Origin of the sequence: Halomonas sp. E19 (assembly GCF_052439355.1) — a bacterium.
Classification (GTDB): domain Bacteria; phylum Pseudomonadota; class Gammaproteobacteria; order Pseudomonadales; family Halomonadaceae; genus Halomonas.
Window position 1 is genome coordinate 3,208,040 of sequence record NZ_JBNFWU010000001.1, and the last position, 14,146, is coordinate 3,222,185.

Genomic DNA, 14,146 nt, shown 5'->3' on the forward strand with positions numbered 1-14,146 from the left:
GATCAGCGACAGCCTCACAGCGCCCAACGATAGCCGAGAGATAAGGTCTCGAAGCCGTTGTTGGGCGACTTGATGCCGCCGTTGGAATAGTGGGTGACGCTCAGCGCGAGCTCACCCGGCCCCAACGCCGTACCCAGCGCCAGCCGGTCCTGAAACTGGAAGGCGCTGCCGAGTTCGGTCGCCTCATGGCGCGTATGCAGAAACAGCGCCGCACCTATCCCGCCTTCCACGAATAGACGGCGAGTCTTGCCGAAGCGCCAGCGCAGTGCCGGTGTGACCAGCAGGGCGACGTTGTGACGCTCCTTCTGCCCCTCGAGCAGCAGCAGGCCGCCGCCCAGGCGCACGCCGAGCCGGGAAGGCAGGCGCTCCCAGTGCAACATGCGGTCGAGCTCGATGCGTGCCGTGGCGGTGGACTCGCTGGTGATGCCGCCCGCCACGTAGAGGTTCGCCAGGCTCGCCTGGCTGGCGGCCATGGCCAGACAGGCCAGCAGGCCGGCGGCAATCTTGTGTCGAATCACTGGGCTCTCCTTACGATACTGCCTTTGCGGCCGGCGCCGTCGGCCGGTGTGGCGTCATGCCTCGTGCTCGCCCGGTGAAGCGGCCAGGATTCGATAGCGCGCACCCCGGGCATCGCGGATCGAATGGATCAGCGTTACCTGATTATAGGCCCAGCTCAGCTCCGTGCGGGGCAGGGGGCAAGATCTAAGGAGTCGGCGCGGCGCAGCAGCGTCACGTGCGGGATGAAGCGCGCCGGGCGCGACCCCAGGCCCTGTGCTTCAAGGGTGCTCCACAGCCTGGCGTGCAGCGCGGCCAGGGCCGGGCTCGGCCCGCCAACCCAGACGATGCCGGGCTGGCGGAAGTGGCCCCAGCGGTCGAGGTGCCACTCGTCGGGCTCGACGGCCAGGCCCTGCACCCCGTCGACCAGCTCGGTGGCTTGCTTTTCAGTCACCTCGCCGAGGAAAGCCAGCGTCACATGCAGCGTCTCGTCGGGCATGCGCCGCCCGCCGCACTGGGCATGGGCGGCATCTGCCAGTTCGCCGAGCCGCTCGCGTAGCCTGGGCGGCGGCATCAGGGCCAGGAAGAGCCTCATAGCTAATACAGCTGAAAAGGAGGAAGACGCGTCACGAGCAAAGAGAGGCTGATCGCCGCCGGAGCGCAGCTCCCGGAGTATTGCTACATGAGGAGAGCGACGGTCCGGCGCATCGGCACCGCCGGCGGTCAGGATCTCGAGCGCAGTCGCGAATTCGCCTTTTCTAGTCGCCGATTACCATTACTGCTTCCGCTTCCACCTGGGCGCCCTTGGGCAGCGCCTTGACGCCCACCGCGGCGCGGGCCGGGAAGGGCGCGCTGAAGAATTCCTGCATGACCTTGTTGACGATGGCGAAGTTGTCGAGGTCGACGAGGTAGAGGTTGACCTTGACGATCTCGCCCAGCGAGCCGGCGGCTTCTTCACATACGGCTTTCAGGTTGGTGAAGACCTGGCGCGCCTGGGCCTCGAAGTCCTCGGAGACGAGCTCCATGGTGGCCGGGTCGAGGGGAATCTGGCCGGAAAGATAGACGGTGTTGCCGGCCTTGATGGCCTGAGAGTAGGGGCCGATGGCGGCGGGTGCCTTGTCGGTGTTGATGACGGCCTTGTTGCTCATGAGTGCTCCTTGGTGTCAGTTGCGTGCCGGCTGGCAAGGAATGAAAGGCCCGTTCGCCGCGAAAAGCGGCGAACGGGCCGAGAGAAGGCTCAGTTTCCGACGCGGGAGATCTTTCCTACGTGGGAGAGGTTGCGAATGCGCTTGATGATGCGCGCCAGATGCACGCGGTCGCGCACCGCCAGGGTGAGATGCACGATGGAGAGCCGGGCGTCGCGCTCCTCGATGCCGATGCGCTCGATGTTGGCGTCGGCATCGGTGACCAGGCTGGCGAGCTCGGCCACCAGGCCGCGGCGGCTCTCGATCTCGATGCGCAGGGCTACAGGGAAGTCCTCGGTGATCTCATCGGACCACTCCAGGGCGAACAGCTTGTCGGGGTCGCTTCTCAGTTCGTCGAGGTTGCGGCACTCGGTGCGGTGCACCACGATGCCCTTGCCCACCGATAGGTGGCCGACCACCGGGTCGCCCGGCAGCGGATGGCAGCAGCGGGCGAACTTGATCACCATGCCCTCGGCGCCGCTGATCTGGATCGGCCCCTGGGACGCCAGCGTGCGCTCGCCGGCCTCGGCGGTGTCGCCATGCAGCAGGTCGACCAGCCGCCGCGCCACCACGTGAGCCACGCGCGTGCCGAGGCCGATCGATTCCAGCAGGACCTCATCGCCCTTGAGCGACAGCTCCGCCACCAGCTCCGGAAGTACGTGCTCGGGCAGCTCCTCCAGGCTGGTCTCGAAGTCTGCCAGCGCCTTGTTGAGCAGGCGCCGGCCGAGCTGCACCGCCTCGGTGTGCTGCTGGTGCTTGAGCGCATGGCGGATCGCCGAGCGCGCCTTGGCGGTGACCACGAAGTTGAGCCAGGCCAGGTTGGGGCGCGCCCCGGGGGCGGTGATGATCTCCAGCGTCTGGCCGCTCTCCAGGCGGGTGGAGAGCGGCGCCAGGTGGCGGTCGATGCGACAGGCGATGCAGCTGTTGCCGATATCGGTGTGCACGGTGTAGGCGAAGTCGATTACTGTGGCGCCCTGGGGCAGCTCCATGATGTCGCCGCGCGGGGTGAACACGTAGATATCGTCGGGGAACAGGTCGTTCTTGACGTGTTCGATAAACTCCAGCGAGTCGCCGGCGTGACGCTGCATCTCGAGCAGGCCCTTGACCCACTGTCGAGCCCGGGCGTGGCTGCCCTCGGCGATAGGGTGGTCGGTCTGGCCGGCCTTGTAGAGCCAGTGGGCGGCGATGCCGTTGTTGGCCATGGCCTCCATCTCGCGGGTGCGAATCTGCACCTCGATGGGCATGCCGCCGCTGCCGAACAGGGTGGTGTGCAGGCTCTGGTAGCCGTTGGCCTTGGGGATGGCAATGTAATCCTTGAAGCGCCCCGGTACCGGCTTGTAGAGGTTGTGCACCACGCCGAGGATGCGGTAGCAGCTGTCGACATCCTCGGTGATGATGCGAAAGCCGAACACGTCCATGATCTCGGCGAACGGCTTGCGCTGGTCGCGCATCTTCTTGTAGATCGACAGCAGGTGCTTCTGGCGACCGACCACGGTGCCGGCCAGCTTCTCGTCGTCGAGGCTCTTCTGCAGCGTGGTCTGGATCTGGCGAATCGCCGAGCGGCGATGGCCGCGGGCGCTGGAGACGGCGCGCTTGATGCGCTCGGCGCGCATGGGATGCAGGGCCTGGAACGACAGGTCCTCGAGCTCCACGCGGATGGTATTGATGCCCAGGCGGCTGGCAATGCGGGCGTAGATCTCCAGCGTCTCGCGGGCGATGCGGCGCTTCTTCTCTGGGCGCAGGGCACCCAGGGTGCGCATGTTGTGCAGGCGGTCGGCGAGTTTGACGATGATGACGCGGATGTCCCGCGACATCGCCAGCACCATCTTCTGGAAGTTCTCGGCCTGGGCGACGGCCTTGTCCTCGAAGGTGATCTGGGTCAGCTTCGAGACGCCGTCGACCAGCTCCGCCACCGGCTTGCCGAACTGCTCGGCCAGCGCTTCCTTGGAGACGCCGGTGTCCTCGATTACGTCATGCAGCATGGCCGACATCAGACTTTGATGGTCCATGTGCATATTGGCGAGGATGTTGGCCACGGCCAGCGGGTGGGTGACGTAGGGCTCGCCCGAGCGCCGGCGCTGGCCGTCGTGGGCCTGTTCGGCGTAATAGAAGGCGCGCTTGACCTGCTGGATCTCGTCGGGGGAGGTAGCCGCCGAGACGGTCGGCCAGGTCGTCGATGGTGAACATTAGCGCGCCTTGGTGGACTGCCTTACTCCTCGAGGGCGAGGCCCGGCTCGCCTTCGCGGCGAATGCGTACCGGCGCCTCGATCGGCTCGTCCAGCACGGTGTGGTCGACCAGGCCGGCGGCGATCTCGCGCAGGGCCATCACGGTGGGCTTGTCGTTCTCCCACGGCAGCAGGGCGTCGCGCGAGCCCCGGGCCAGCTGGCGAGCGCGCTGGGTGGAGATCATCACCAGCTTGAAACGGTTTTCGACGTTTTCCAGACAATCTTCGACGGTGACACGCGCCATAGTTGGGTACTTCCCGAAAGCGAAGGAGCTCCGACCGGGGTCGCAGCGCCTAGAAAATGAACAAGACTGACTAGATTACTCGACCCCCGCGGCCGTGACAAGCGCCGGTGGCGGGTCAGGACAACAGCGCAGCCAGTAGCGGGCCGTGGCTCTCCTGCACTCGCGTCAGGCTCAGGCGGCGGCTGATCACCAGCGCCTGCAGCTCGCGCAGGGCGGTGGTGAAGTCGTCGTTGATCACCAGGTAGTCGTATTCGTCATAGTGCGACATCTCGCTGACCGCATCGCGCATGCGCCGGGCGATGGTGGCATGCTCGTCGGTGCCGCGGCCGGCCAGGCGGCGCTCCAGCTCGTCGCGCGATGGCGGCAGGATGAAGATCGACACCGCCTCGGGCAGCTGCTCGCGGGCCTGACGTGCGCCCTGCCAGTCGATCTCCAGGATCACGTCCTGGCCGGCGGCCAGCAGCGTTTCCACCGCCGAGCGCGAGGTGCCGTAGTAGTTGTCGAATACCTGGGCGTATTCGAAGAAGTCGCCATGCTCGATCATCGCCTCGAACTCGGCGACCGCCACGAAGTGGTAGTTGACGCCGTCGACCTCGCCGCGGCGCTGTGTCCGAGTGGTGTGCGACACCGAGACCTGAATGCCGTCGAGGCTTTCGATCAGCTCGCGTACCAGCGTGGTCTTGCCGGCGCCGGAGGGGGCGGAAACGATGAAGAGGGTACCTTGGGGCATGGTCGGCATCCCTGTTGACAGCTGTACGAAGCGGCCTGGGCCGAGAAAACGCGCAGTATCGCACGAATTCCCGCCCGGCTGCAGCGCTACTCGATATTCTGAATTTGCTCGCGCATCTGTTCGATCAATACCTTGAGCTCCACCGCACAGCGGGTGGTGCTGGCCACCACGGACTTGGAGGAGAGGGTGTTGGCCTCGCGGTTGAGCTCCTGCATCAGGAAGTCGAGGCGCCGCCCCTTGGGGCCCTTCTGGCCGAGCTGGCGCGCCACTTCCTCCACGTGGGTCTCGAGCCGGTCGAGCTCTTCGTCCACGTCGGCCTTCTGCGCCATCATGACCAGCTCGGCTTCCAGCCGCTGGGGGTCCAGCTCGGCCTTGACCGCTTCCAGCCGCTCCAGCAGCTGGGCGCGCTGGCGGGTGAGGATCTCCGGCAGCAGGCGGCGCACCTCGGCCACCTGGCCGCGTACGCCGGCCAGCCGGTCACGGATCAGTACCGCCAGCTTTTCGCCTTCGCGGGCGCGGGCCTCGATCAGTTCGTCGAGGGCGGCCGCGAACAGTGCGGCGGCCTCGGCCTTCACCAGGTCCAGGTCGACGCCCTGGGCCTCGAGCACGCCGGGGTGCTCGAGCAGCGACAGGGCGTCGGGCATCGCCACCTGGGGCAGCGCCTCGCGGATCTCGCCCAGCGCGGAGGCCAGGGCGACCAGGCGCGTGTGGTTGACCGCCAGGGTCTCGCTGGTGGCGGAAGGCTCGAAGCGCAGGTGGCACTCGATCTTGCCGCGGGCCAGGCGGTTGCGCAGCGCCTCGCGGAAGCCGGGCTCGAGGTCGCGCAGCGCTTCCGGCAGGCGAAAGAAGGGTTCCAGGTAGCGCTGGTTCACCGAGCGCAGCTCCAGCTGCAGGCTGCCCCAGTCGCCTTCGCGGGTCTGGCGTGCGAAGGCGGTCATGCTGTGAACTCCGTTGCTCTGAACCATGGCGACTCCCGTACTGGCCCGAAGGGCCGTGCCCATTGACGTAACTGGCCTGGAGTGTAACCGATTCCGCTGGGATGCCGTGTAGAATGGCGGGCCATTGCGGTGCCCCTTCGCCTTGGCGAAGGGGCGCCACACTAGCCACGCGTATCCTGAGATGCGCTTGTCCTGAGAGGTGCTATGACCTTCCCCTCCGTACGACCCAGCGGGCGGCGCCCCGACCAGCCCCGCGAGATCCGGCTGACCCGCGAGTTTACCCGCCATGCCGAAGGTTCGGTGCTAGTGGAGTTCGGCGACACCAAGGTACTGTGCAACGCCAGCGTCGAGGCCGGCGTGCCGCGCTGGCTGCGTGGCAAGGGCCAGGGCTGGGTGACGGCGGAGTACGGCATGCTGCCGCGCGCCACCCACACCCGCGGCGGGCGTGAGGCGGCCCGGGGCAAGCAGGGCGGTCGCACGCTGGAGATCCAGCGCCTGATCGGCCGCTCGCTGCGCGCCTCGGTTGACCTCAAGAAGCTGGGCGAATTCACCATCACCGTGGACTGCGACGTGATCCAGGCCGACGGCGGCACCCGTACCGCTTCGATCACCGGCGGCTGTGTGGCGCTGGTGGACGCCATTCGCCACCTGCAGCGCAAGAAGCTGATCAAGGGTGACCCTTTCCTGCAGCTGGTCAGCTCGGTGTCGGTGGGGATGTACAAGGGCGTGGCGGTGGTCGACCTCGACTATCCCGAGGACAGCGGTGCGGAGACCGACATGAACGTGGTCATGGCCGAGTCGGGCGGGCTGATCGAGGTGCAGGGCACCGCCGAGGCGGGCGTGTTCTCGCGTGAGCAGCTCAATGCCATGGTCGACCTGGCCGAGCAGGCCGGCGCCGGGCTGTTCGCCCATCAGCGTGAGGCGCTCGGCATTCCCGGCTGATTCGCCCAAACGCATCGCGCCGGCCCTGGGCCGGCGCGATGCGGTCCGGACGCGCCGGCCGCGACGAAAGGAACACGCTCAGAGCGTCAGGTCGTACTCGACGAACAGCGGGGCGAATTCGCTGAAGGTGGCCTCGCGGTCGATCCAGGCATCGGTCACGTGGCGGCGCAGGTTGGGGCCGACGATCTGGTAGTCGATGCGCCAGCCCTCCTGGCGCGAACGCGGTTCGTCCTGGTCGAGCTTGGGCCACCAGGTATATTCACCGGCGTCGCGATTGATCTCGCGGAAGGTGTCGATGAAGCCGGTGGGGCCGAACACCTGGTCCATCCAGGCGCGCTCCTCGGGCTTGAAGCCCGGGGTGGCCTGGTTGTCCGCCCAGTTGGCCAGGTCGAGGGTCTTGTGGGCGATGTGCCAGGTGCCGCAGATGATGTACTCGCGGCGCTTGCGTGCCATCTTGCTCAGGTATTCCTGATACTGGGCCATGAAGGCCTGCTTGGCGGCGTAGTCGCTGCCGTCGGGCATCAGGAAGCTGGCGATGCTGAAGCGATCGTAGTCGGCCTGCAGGAAGCGCGCCTCGTTGTCGCACTGGGGGAAGCCGAGACCGTACATGATCGCCTTGGGGATCTTGCGGCAGTAGAGCCCCACGCCGGAGAAGCCGTCTTCCTCGGCATCCAGAAAGTAGCCTTCGTAGCCTTCCGGGTAGAGAATGCTGTCATCGAGTTCGAAGCTCTTGGCCTTGAGGTTCTGAACGCAGATGACGTCGGCATCCTGCTCGGCCAGCCAGTCGAGAAAGCCTCGGCCGACGGCTTCGCGAATACCGTTGACGTTGATGGTGGCAATTTTCATACATGGTCCCTTTGTCGTCGCGCGTGTATGATACCCGACGTTTCGACGTTTGGGTAAATGGCCCGCATGGATAACCATGATAGGACACGCCGATAGCGGGTCCGTGGCGGGTCCGTGAGAAATGAGAGAGGCGCCATGTCGGCCAAGATGCAAGCCTACCAGCGAGACTTCATCGCGTTCGCCATCGAGCAGGGCGTGCTGAAGTTCGGCGAGTTTACCCTCAAGTCCGGCCGCGTCAGCCCCTATTTCTTCAATGCCGGCCTGTTTCGTACCGGCAGCGCCCTGGCGCAGCTGGGCCGCTTCTATGCCAACGCCATCGAAGCCAGCGGTCTGACCTTCGACGTGCTGTTCGGCCCCGCCTACAAGGGTATCCCGCTGGCCGCCACCACCGCGGTGGCAATGGCCGACCACCACGGCCGCGACCTGCCCTTCGCCTTCAACCGCAAGGAGGCGAAGGCGCACGGCGAAGGCGGCAACATCGTTGGCGCCGAGCTGGCCGGACGCATCCTGATCATCGATGACGTGATCACCGCGGGCACCGCCATCCGTGAGGTGATGACGCTGATCGAGGCCGCCGGCGCCGAGGCGGCCGGGGTGGTGATCGCGCTGGACCGCCAGGAGTGCGGCCAGGCCGATGGAGAAACGAAGCGCCACAGCGCCATTCAGGAAGTGCAGACGCGCTACGGTATCCCGGTGGTCAGCATCGTCACGCTGGACATGGTGCTCGCGTATCTCGAAGCGCAGGACGGCGACGCCTTCGCCCGGCACGCCGACGCCATACGCGCCTACCGGGAACGCTATGGCGTGCGCCCCGATTGAGACTTGGACGCGCGATTGCGCATGCAGAAGGAGCGAGTCGATGAACACCCTCATCAGCCACTTTGCCAAGGCCACGCTGCTGGGTACCGCCGTGCTGGCGGCAGCCAGCGCCCAGGCCGGCAGCCTGGACCTCAACCTGGGGCCGGACGCGGTGCAGTTCGAAGCCGCCGGCACCATCACCCACGGCGTGGCGCTGGGCGGCGGTATCCTGCACAGCGACTACCGTGAGGATGCCACCCTCTATCATGCCCAGCTGCTGGGCGTGCAGCGCAACCTGCAGCGCGACGTCGGCATCGGTGCCCGCTGGACCCAGTTCGACACCGACTACGGGAACGGTGGCGGTCTCGGCCTGGGCGGCTATGGCTACGTCTACCTGCCCCAGGCGCCGGCCGTCTCGCTGGGCGGCTACGGCTTCTATACTCCCAGCGTGGTGACCAGCGGCGATCTGGACGACGGCTACGAGGTGGGCGTGCGTGCGCGCTACGCCTTCACGCCCAACGTCGACGGCTACGTCGGCCTGCGCCAGGCGGCGGCCGATTTCGACAATCGCCACGGCAACCGCACCCTGGACCGTGGCGCCCAGGTCGGCGTTCGCCTGAGCTTCTGATTGCTTCTTCATCGAGCCAGCGGGCCCTGCGGGGCCCGCGCGCGTTCCGGCAGGCCTGCCATGCTAGACGTCGTGCTTTTCGAACCCGAGATCCCGCCCAACACCGGCAATCTGATCCGGCTGTGTGCAAACAGCGGCTTTCGCCTGCATCTGATCGAGCCGCTGGGCTTCGTGCTCGACGACAAGCGGCTGCGCCGCGCCGGGCTCGACTACCATGAGTGGGCTGCCGTGCGCGTGCACCGCAACTGGCCGGATTTCGTCGAAGCGGTGAGGCCCGAGCGCGTGTTTGCCGTCTCGACCCGCGGCCGCACCGGCTACCACGAGCCGCGCTACCGCTCCGGCGACGTGCTGCTGTTCGGCCCCGAGACCCGCGGCCTGCCCCAGGCCATGCTCGACGCCCTGCCGCCGGAGCAGCGCCTGCGCATTCCCATGCTGCCCGACAGCCGCAGCCTCAACCTTTCAAACGCCTGCGCCATCCTGGTGTTCGAGGCCTGGCGTCAGCTGGGTTTCGCCGGGGCGGCGGAGTGCGACAGGCCAACCGAGGCACGCCCATGAGCATTCGGCAGCGCCTGGCCAAGCTCAACCCGCGCCAGCAGGAAGCGGTGCGCTACATCGACGGCCCCTGCCTGGTGCTGGCCGGCGCCGGTTCGGGCAAGACCAGCGTGATCACCACCAAGATCGCCTATCTGGTGCAGGAGTGCGGCATGAGCGCCCGGCGTATCGCCGCGGTGACCTTTACCAACAAGGCGGCCCGCGAGATGAAGGAGCGGGTGGGGCAGATGCTCAAGGGCAAGGAGGGCCACGGGCTGACCGTGTCGACCTTCCACACCCTGGGCCTCAACATCATCCGCGGCGAGCTCAAGGCGCTGGGCTACAAGCCGGGCTTCTCGCTGTTCGACCCCGAAGACGCCAAGGCGCTGCTGCGCGACCTGATGAACAAGGACGCCCAGGTCGACGCTGAGCAGATCAACGCCGTGCAGCACCAGATCTCGGCGTGGAAGAACGACCTGGTGCTGCCGGGCCAGGCGCTGTCCCATGCCGCCAGCGACGACGAGCACTACGCCGCACGGGTCTACGAGGCCTACGTGCGCCACCTCAAGGCCTACAACGCGGTGGACTTCGACGACCTGATCCTGCTGCCGGTCGTGCTGCTCAAGGACAACCCCGAGGTGCTGGCGCGCTGGCGGCGCAAGATCCACTACATGCTGGTGGACGAGTACCAGGACACCAACGTCTCGCAGTACCTGCTGGTCAAGCTGCTGATGGAGGAGCGCAAGACCTTCACCGTGGTGGGCGACGACGACCAGTCGATCTACGCCTGGCGCGGCGCGCGGCCCGAGAACCTGGTGACCCTGGGCGAGGACTTCCCGCGGCTCAACGTGATCAAGCTGGAGCAGAACTACCGCTCCACCGGCACCATCCTGCGCGCCGCCAACACGCTGATCGCCAACAATCCCCACGTCTACGAGAAGACCCTGTGGTCGGAGATGGGCCAGGGCGCGCCGATCCGCGTGGTGGTCAACCGCCACGAGGAGGCCGAGGCCGAGCGGGTGGCCAGCGAGATCCTCACCCGACGCATCAAGGAGCGCGCCGAGTGGCGCGACTTCGCCGTGCTCTACCGCGGCAACTTCCAGGCCCGCCTGCTGGAGCTGAAGCTCCAGCACTACCAGATTCCCTACAAGCTCTCCGGCGGCACCTCGTTCTTCTCGCGCAACGAGATCAAGGACGCCATGGCCTACCTGCGCCTGCTGATCAACCCGGCCGACGACAACGCCTTCCTGCGCATCGTCAACGTGCCGCGCCGCGAGATCGGCCCCGGCACCCTGGAGAAGCTGGCCAACTACGCCACCGAGCGCGGCGTCTCGCTGTTCGACGCCTGCCACGAGCTGGGCCTGGAGCAGCAGCTGCCGGCGCGGGCGGTGGAGCGCCTTGGCCGCTTCACCCACTTCATCGACGGCGTGCGCCGGCGCATGGACGGCGGGGATGCGATAGCCGCCATTCGCGGGATGCTGCACGAGATGGACTACGAGGCGTGGCTCTACCAGAACGCCAGCGCGCCGACCATCGCCGAGCGGCGCATGGCCAACGTCTGGATTCTTATCGACCAGCTCGAGAAGTCGATGAAGCGCGACCCTGAAGAGAGTGGAGAGCAGATCGAGGCAGAGGAGAGCGCCGAGACCGACGATGTGGAAGCGGCCATCTCGCGGCTGGTGCTGCGCGATATCCTCGAGCAGCAGGCCGAGGAGGACGACACCGACCGGGTGCAACTGCTGACCATGCACGCTTCCAAGGGGCTCGAGTTTCCCCATGTCTACCTGATGGGCCTGGAGGAGGAGCTATTGCCCCACCGCAACGCCATCGAGGCCGGCACGGTGGAGGAGGAGCGCCGCCTGGCCTACGTGGGCATCACCCGGGCGCGCCAGACCCTGACCCTGACCCTGGCGCGCCAGCGCAAGGCCTTCGGCGAGCTGATGGACTGCGCGCCCAGCCGCTTCCTCGACGAGCTGCCGGCGGATGACCTGGAGTGGATCGGGCGGGCCGACAGGGAAGACCCGGAGAGGAAGCAGGCGCGGGGCCAGGACGCCATTGCCGGGCTGCGTTCGTTATTGGGCTGAAGGCCCTCCACTGAGCTGAAGGCTCTTCACAAGCTGAAGGCTCCTGCCACCAATGCAAACGGGGCGCCACTGGCGCCCGGCTTGCGTTACCGCTCTCGGCTGGATCAGCGCACCGGTTCGACCAGGAAGTCGGTGGCGGCGCGCACGTCGTCGTCGGAAAGACTCATGTTGCCACCCTTGGGCGGCATGGCGCCGATGCCGTTGATGGCGTGGTCATAGAGGGTGTCCATGCCCTGGCCCATGCGCTCGGCCCAATGATCGGCATTGCCGCGAATCGGTGCACCGGCGGCACCGGTCATGTGGCACGCCATGCACGCCTGGTTGTAGATGGCTTCGCCGTCGATACCGGCCCATGCCGGCTCGTCATCGCTGGCGGCCGCGTCATCGGCGGCGGCTTCCTCGACGGCTTCGTCTTCCGCCGGGCCTTCCTCGGTGGCCACGGCCGCGGCTTCGGCTTCTTCCTCTACCGGACCGGCCTCGGTCACGGCTTCTTCTTCAGTCGCGGTTTCTTCGGCGGCGGCATCTTCTGCAGGCGCCTCGTCAGCAGCGGCTTCGCCGCCGATGTCGGGAACGTCCATCACCGGTTCGAGCAGGTAGGCGGTGGAAGCGGCGACTTCCTCGTCGGAGAGGCTCGGGTTGCCGCCGCGGGCCGGCATGGCGTTGAAGCCGTTGATGGAGTGATCCAGCAGCGTATCCCACCCCTGGTCGATACGGTCGGCCCACTCGCCTTCGTTGCCACGCCGCGGTGCGCCGGCGGCGCCGGTTTCATGGCAGGCCATGCACACGCGCTGATAGATGGCGCCGCCGTCGATGCCGGCGGAAGCGGGCTCTGCGCTGGCGCCATTGGCCGCAGCGGCGGCGGTGCCGCACTCCTGCCCTTCCAGGCAGAGCTGCCCCACGGGCTTCAGACGTTCGGCCATGGCATCGCGATCCACCTCGGCGTGAACGTACGCGGCACCTGCGGTCAGGCCCAGGGTAGCCAGACACCCCATGATCAGCTTGTTGGATTTCACTCTCACCACCTCTCGACGGTCTGTAATCGTAATCTGTCCGTGGCGACGTCGGCCCATGCCACCCCGGCACCATGGTACGCACAATGGGCGATAGTATACCGAGATAGCAAACCGCTGGAAAACGCCGTTGCCCACGCCTTTCGCATGAGGCGGGGAGGCGCGGCGAGACGGCTGGCCAGCACGGCAACCGGCGGGTATCGTGAAGCGTTTGTTCGCCCTTTCCCTGGCTACGCGAGGCCCGCGTGTACGACTTCATCATCTTGGGTGGCGGCATCCTCGGCCTGTCCACCGCCATGCAGCTCATCGAACGCTATCCCGACAAGAAAATGCTGCTGCTGGAAAAGGAGAGCGGCCCGGCTCGGCACCAGACCGGCCACAACAGCGGCGTGATCCATGCCGGGGTCTACTATGCGCCGGGCAGCCTCAAGGCGCGCTTCTGTCTGGAAGGCAACCGTGCCACCAAGGCGTTCTGCGATCGCCACGCCATCCCCTACGACGTTTGCGGCAAGCTGCTGGTGGCCACCAATGCCCAGGAAATGCAGCGCATGCAGGCGCTGTGGGAGCGCACCGCCGCCAACGGGCTGGAGCGCGAGTGGCTCTCCGCCGGTGAACTGAAGGAGCGCGAACCGCACATCACCGGCCAGGGTGCCATCTTCGTGCCGTCGAGCGGCATCGTCAGCTATGCCCGGGTGGCCGAGGCCATGGCCGACGAGTTCCAGCGGCACGGGGGCAGATCCGTTACGACCACCCTGTCACCGGCCTCGCCGAGCGCACCGGTGAGGTGATCGTCGGCACCTCCCAGGGCGAGTTCAACAGCCGCTATCTGGTGACCTGCTCCGGCCTGATGGCCGACCGCGTGGTGCGCCTGCTGGGCCGCGACCCCGGGTTCTCCATCTGCCCGTTCCGCGGCGAGTACTACCGCCTGCCCGACCGTCACAGCGATATCGTCAAGCATCTGATCTATCCCATTCCCGACCCCAGCATGCCGTTTCTCGGCGTACACCTGACCCGCATGATCGACGGCTCGGTCACCGTGGGGCCCAACGCGGTGCTGGCCTTCAAGCGCGAGGGCTATCGCAAGGGCGACGTCTCGCTGGCCGACATGGCGCGCATGCTGCGCGACCCCGGCATCCTCAAGGTGCTGGGGCGCAATCTCAGGCCCGGGCTGCATGAAATGAAGAACTCGCTGTGGCGGCGCGGCTACCTGGAAGAGGTACGCAAGTACTGCCCCAGCGTGACGCTGGACGATCTCGAGCCCTGGCCCGCCGGCGTGCGCGCCCAGGCGGTCTCCCGCGACGGCCGGCTGATCGACGACTTCCTGTTCGTCAATACCCGGCGCACCGTCAACGTCTGCAACGCCCCGTCGCCCGCCGCCACCTCGGCGCTACCCATCGGCCGGCATATCCTCGAGAAGGTCGGCGAGATGGTACAGGCGAGCTGAGGCCCCGCCGGCCGGGCTGGACAGTTTCGGCGCTGGCGGTTACGAT

At 66.9% G+C, this 14,146-nt stretch carries 13 protein-coding genes and 2 pseudogenes; 6 read left to right on the plus strand and 9 right to left on the minus strand.

Features of this window, described 5'->3' with window-relative positions; genetic code table 11:
* Positions 1-14: 14 nt before the first annotated feature.
* From ACUDAL_RS16750 to ACUDAL_RS16780, 7 genes and pseudogenes are all read right to left on the minus strand, one after another.
* Positions 15-518, minus strand: a complete 504-nt coding sequence (locus ACUDAL_RS16750; protein ID WP_444678922.1) for an acyloxyacyl hydrolase — start codon at positions 516-518, stop codon at positions 15-17.
* Positions 519-673: 155 nt separating this feature from the next.
* Entirely contained in the window at positions 674-1,090 is a 417-nt protein-coding gene (gene thpR, locus ACUDAL_RS16755) for an RNA 2',3'-cyclic phosphodiesterase (protein ID WP_444678923.1), read from the minus strand.
* A gap of 163 nt (positions 1,091-1,253) precedes the next feature.
* Entirely contained in the window at positions 1,254-1,643 is a 390-nt protein-coding gene (locus ACUDAL_RS16760; protein ID WP_444678924.1) for a RidA family protein, read from the minus strand.
* 89 nt (positions 1,644-1,732) lie between these two features.
* A pseudogene (locus tag ACUDAL_RS16765) lies at positions 1,733-3,866 on the minus strand (RelA/SpoT family protein).
* A gap of 22 nt (positions 3,867-3,888) precedes the next feature.
* Positions 3,889-4,149, minus strand: coding sequence for a DNA-directed RNA polymerase subunit omega (rpoZ, locus tag ACUDAL_RS16770; protein WP_444678925.1), 261 nt, complete (start codon positions 4,147-4,149; stop codon positions 3,889-3,891).
* 115 nt (positions 4,150-4,264) lie between these two features.
* The gene (gene gmk, locus ACUDAL_RS16775) at positions 4,265-4,879 is read right to left on the minus strand and encodes a guanylate kinase (RefSeq protein WP_444678926.1); all 615 of its coding nucleotides are present in this window, start codon (positions 4,877-4,879) and stop codon (positions 4,265-4,267) included.
* 86 nt (positions 4,880-4,965) lie between these two features.
* Positions 4,966-5,844 carry a YicC/YloC family endoribonuclease gene (locus ACUDAL_RS16780; RefSeq protein ID WP_444678927.1) on the minus strand — a complete coding sequence of 293 codons (879 nt, stop codon included), beginning with the start codon at positions 5,842-5,844 and terminating at the stop codon, positions 4,966-4,968.
* A 177-nt stretch (positions 5,845-6,021) separates the two neighbouring features.
* On the opposite strand from ACUDAL_RS16780, the gene rph reads away from it, so the two are divergent.
* A complete protein-coding gene (gene rph, locus ACUDAL_RS16785; protein WP_444678928.1) occupies positions 6,022-6,759 on the plus strand; it encodes a ribonuclease PH in 738 nt (245 codons plus the stop codon).
* Between the two features lie 78 nt (positions 6,760-6,837).
* Here rph and ACUDAL_RS16790 read toward each other — a convergent pair whose 3' ends face one another.
* A complete protein-coding gene (locus tag ACUDAL_RS16790) occupies positions 6,838-7,605 on the minus strand; it encodes an exodeoxyribonuclease III (RefSeq protein ID WP_444678929.1) in 768 nt (255 codons plus the stop codon).
* A 135-nt stretch (positions 7,606-7,740) separates the two neighbouring features.
* Here ACUDAL_RS16790 and pyrE point away from each other — a divergent pair, with 135 nt between their 5' ends.
* The 4 genes from pyrE to rep are packed head-to-tail and all read left to right on the plus strand — an operon-like array spanning position 7,741 to position 11,646.
* Positions 7,741-8,424 carry an orotate phosphoribosyltransferase gene (gene pyrE, locus ACUDAL_RS16795; RefSeq protein ID WP_444678930.1) on the plus strand — a complete coding sequence of 228 codons (684 nt, stop codon included), beginning with the start codon at positions 7,741-7,743 and terminating at the stop codon, positions 8,422-8,424.
* 40 nt (positions 8,425-8,464) lie between these two features.
* Positions 8,465-9,031 carry a YfaZ family outer membrane protein gene (locus tag ACUDAL_RS16800; protein WP_444678931.1) on the plus strand — a complete coding sequence of 189 codons (567 nt, stop codon included), beginning with the start codon at positions 8,465-8,467 and terminating at the stop codon, positions 9,029-9,031.
* Positions 9,032-9,091: 60 nt separating this feature from the next.
* The gene (gene trmL / locus ACUDAL_RS16805) at positions 9,092-9,586 is read left to right on the plus strand and encodes a tRNA (uridine(34)/cytosine(34)/5-carboxymethylaminomethyluridine(34)-2'-O)-methyltransferase TrmL (RefSeq protein WP_444678932.1); all 495 of its coding nucleotides are present in this window, start codon (positions 9,092-9,094) and stop codon (positions 9,584-9,586) included.
* Positions 9,583-11,646 carry a DNA helicase Rep gene (gene rep, locus ACUDAL_RS16810; protein WP_444678933.1) on the plus strand — a complete coding sequence of 688 codons (2,064 nt, stop codon included), beginning with the start codon at positions 9,583-9,585 and terminating at the stop codon, positions 11,644-11,646. The genes trmL and rep overlap by 4 nt, the downstream gene beginning before the upstream one ends.
* A gap of 104 nt (positions 11,647-11,750) precedes the next feature.
* Here the strand turns inward: rep and ACUDAL_RS16815 are convergent, their stop codons facing one another.
* On the minus strand, positions 11,751-12,659 hold the full coding sequence (locus tag ACUDAL_RS16815; protein ID WP_444678934.1) for a c-type cytochrome: 909 nt from the start codon (positions 12,657-12,659) through the stop codon (positions 11,751-11,753).
* Between the two features lie 242 nt (positions 12,660-12,901).
* Between ACUDAL_RS16815 and lhgO the strand changes: the two are divergent.
* Positions 12,902-14,100 (plus strand): annotated as a pseudogene (lhgO, locus tag ACUDAL_RS16820) (L-2-hydroxyglutarate oxidase).
* The last annotated feature ends 46 nt before the right edge of the window (positions 14,101-14,146 follow it).

Bases quoted from the DNA above. Each gene is read 5' to 3' on its own strand.
- thpR (WP_444678923.1), bottom strand. From the start codon at position 1,090: ATGAGGCTCTTCCTGGCCCTGATGCCGCCGCCCAGGCTACGCGAGCGG.
- ACUDAL_RS16760 (WP_444678924.1), bottom strand. From the start codon at position 1,643: ATGAGCAACAAGGCCGTCATCAACACCGACAAGGCACCCGCCGCCATC.
- rpoZ (WP_444678925.1), bottom strand. From the start codon at position 4,149: ATGGCGCGTGTCACCGTCGAAGATTGTCTGGAAAACGTCGAAAACCGT.
- gmk (WP_444678926.1), bottom strand. From the start codon at position 4,879: ATGCCCCAAGGTACCCTCTTCATCGTTTCCGCCCCCTCCGGCGCCGGC.
- ACUDAL_RS16780 (WP_444678927.1), bottom strand. From the start codon at position 5,844: ATGGTTCAGAGCAACGGAGTTCACAGCATGACCGCCTTCGCACGCCAG.
- rph (WP_444678928.1), top strand. From the start codon at position 6,022: ATGACCTTCCCCTCCGTACGACCCAGCGGGCGGCGCCCCGACCAGCCC.
- ACUDAL_RS16790 (WP_444678929.1), bottom strand. From the start codon at position 7,605: ATGAAAATTGCCACCATCAACGTCAACGGTATTCGCGAAGCCGTCGGC.
- pyrE (WP_444678930.1), top strand. From the start codon at position 7,741: ATGTCGGCCAAGATGCAAGCCTACCAGCGAGACTTCATCGCGTTCGCC.
- ACUDAL_RS16800 (WP_444678931.1), top strand. From the start codon at position 8,465: ATGAACACCCTCATCAGCCACTTTGCCAAGGCCACGCTGCTGGGTACC.
- trmL (WP_444678932.1), top strand. From the start codon at position 9,092: ATGCTAGACGTCGTGCTTTTCGAACCCGAGATCCCGCCCAACACCGGC.
- rep (WP_444678933.1), top strand. From the start codon at position 9,583: ATGAGCATTCGGCAGCGCCTGGCCAAGCTCAACCCGCGCCAGCAGGAA.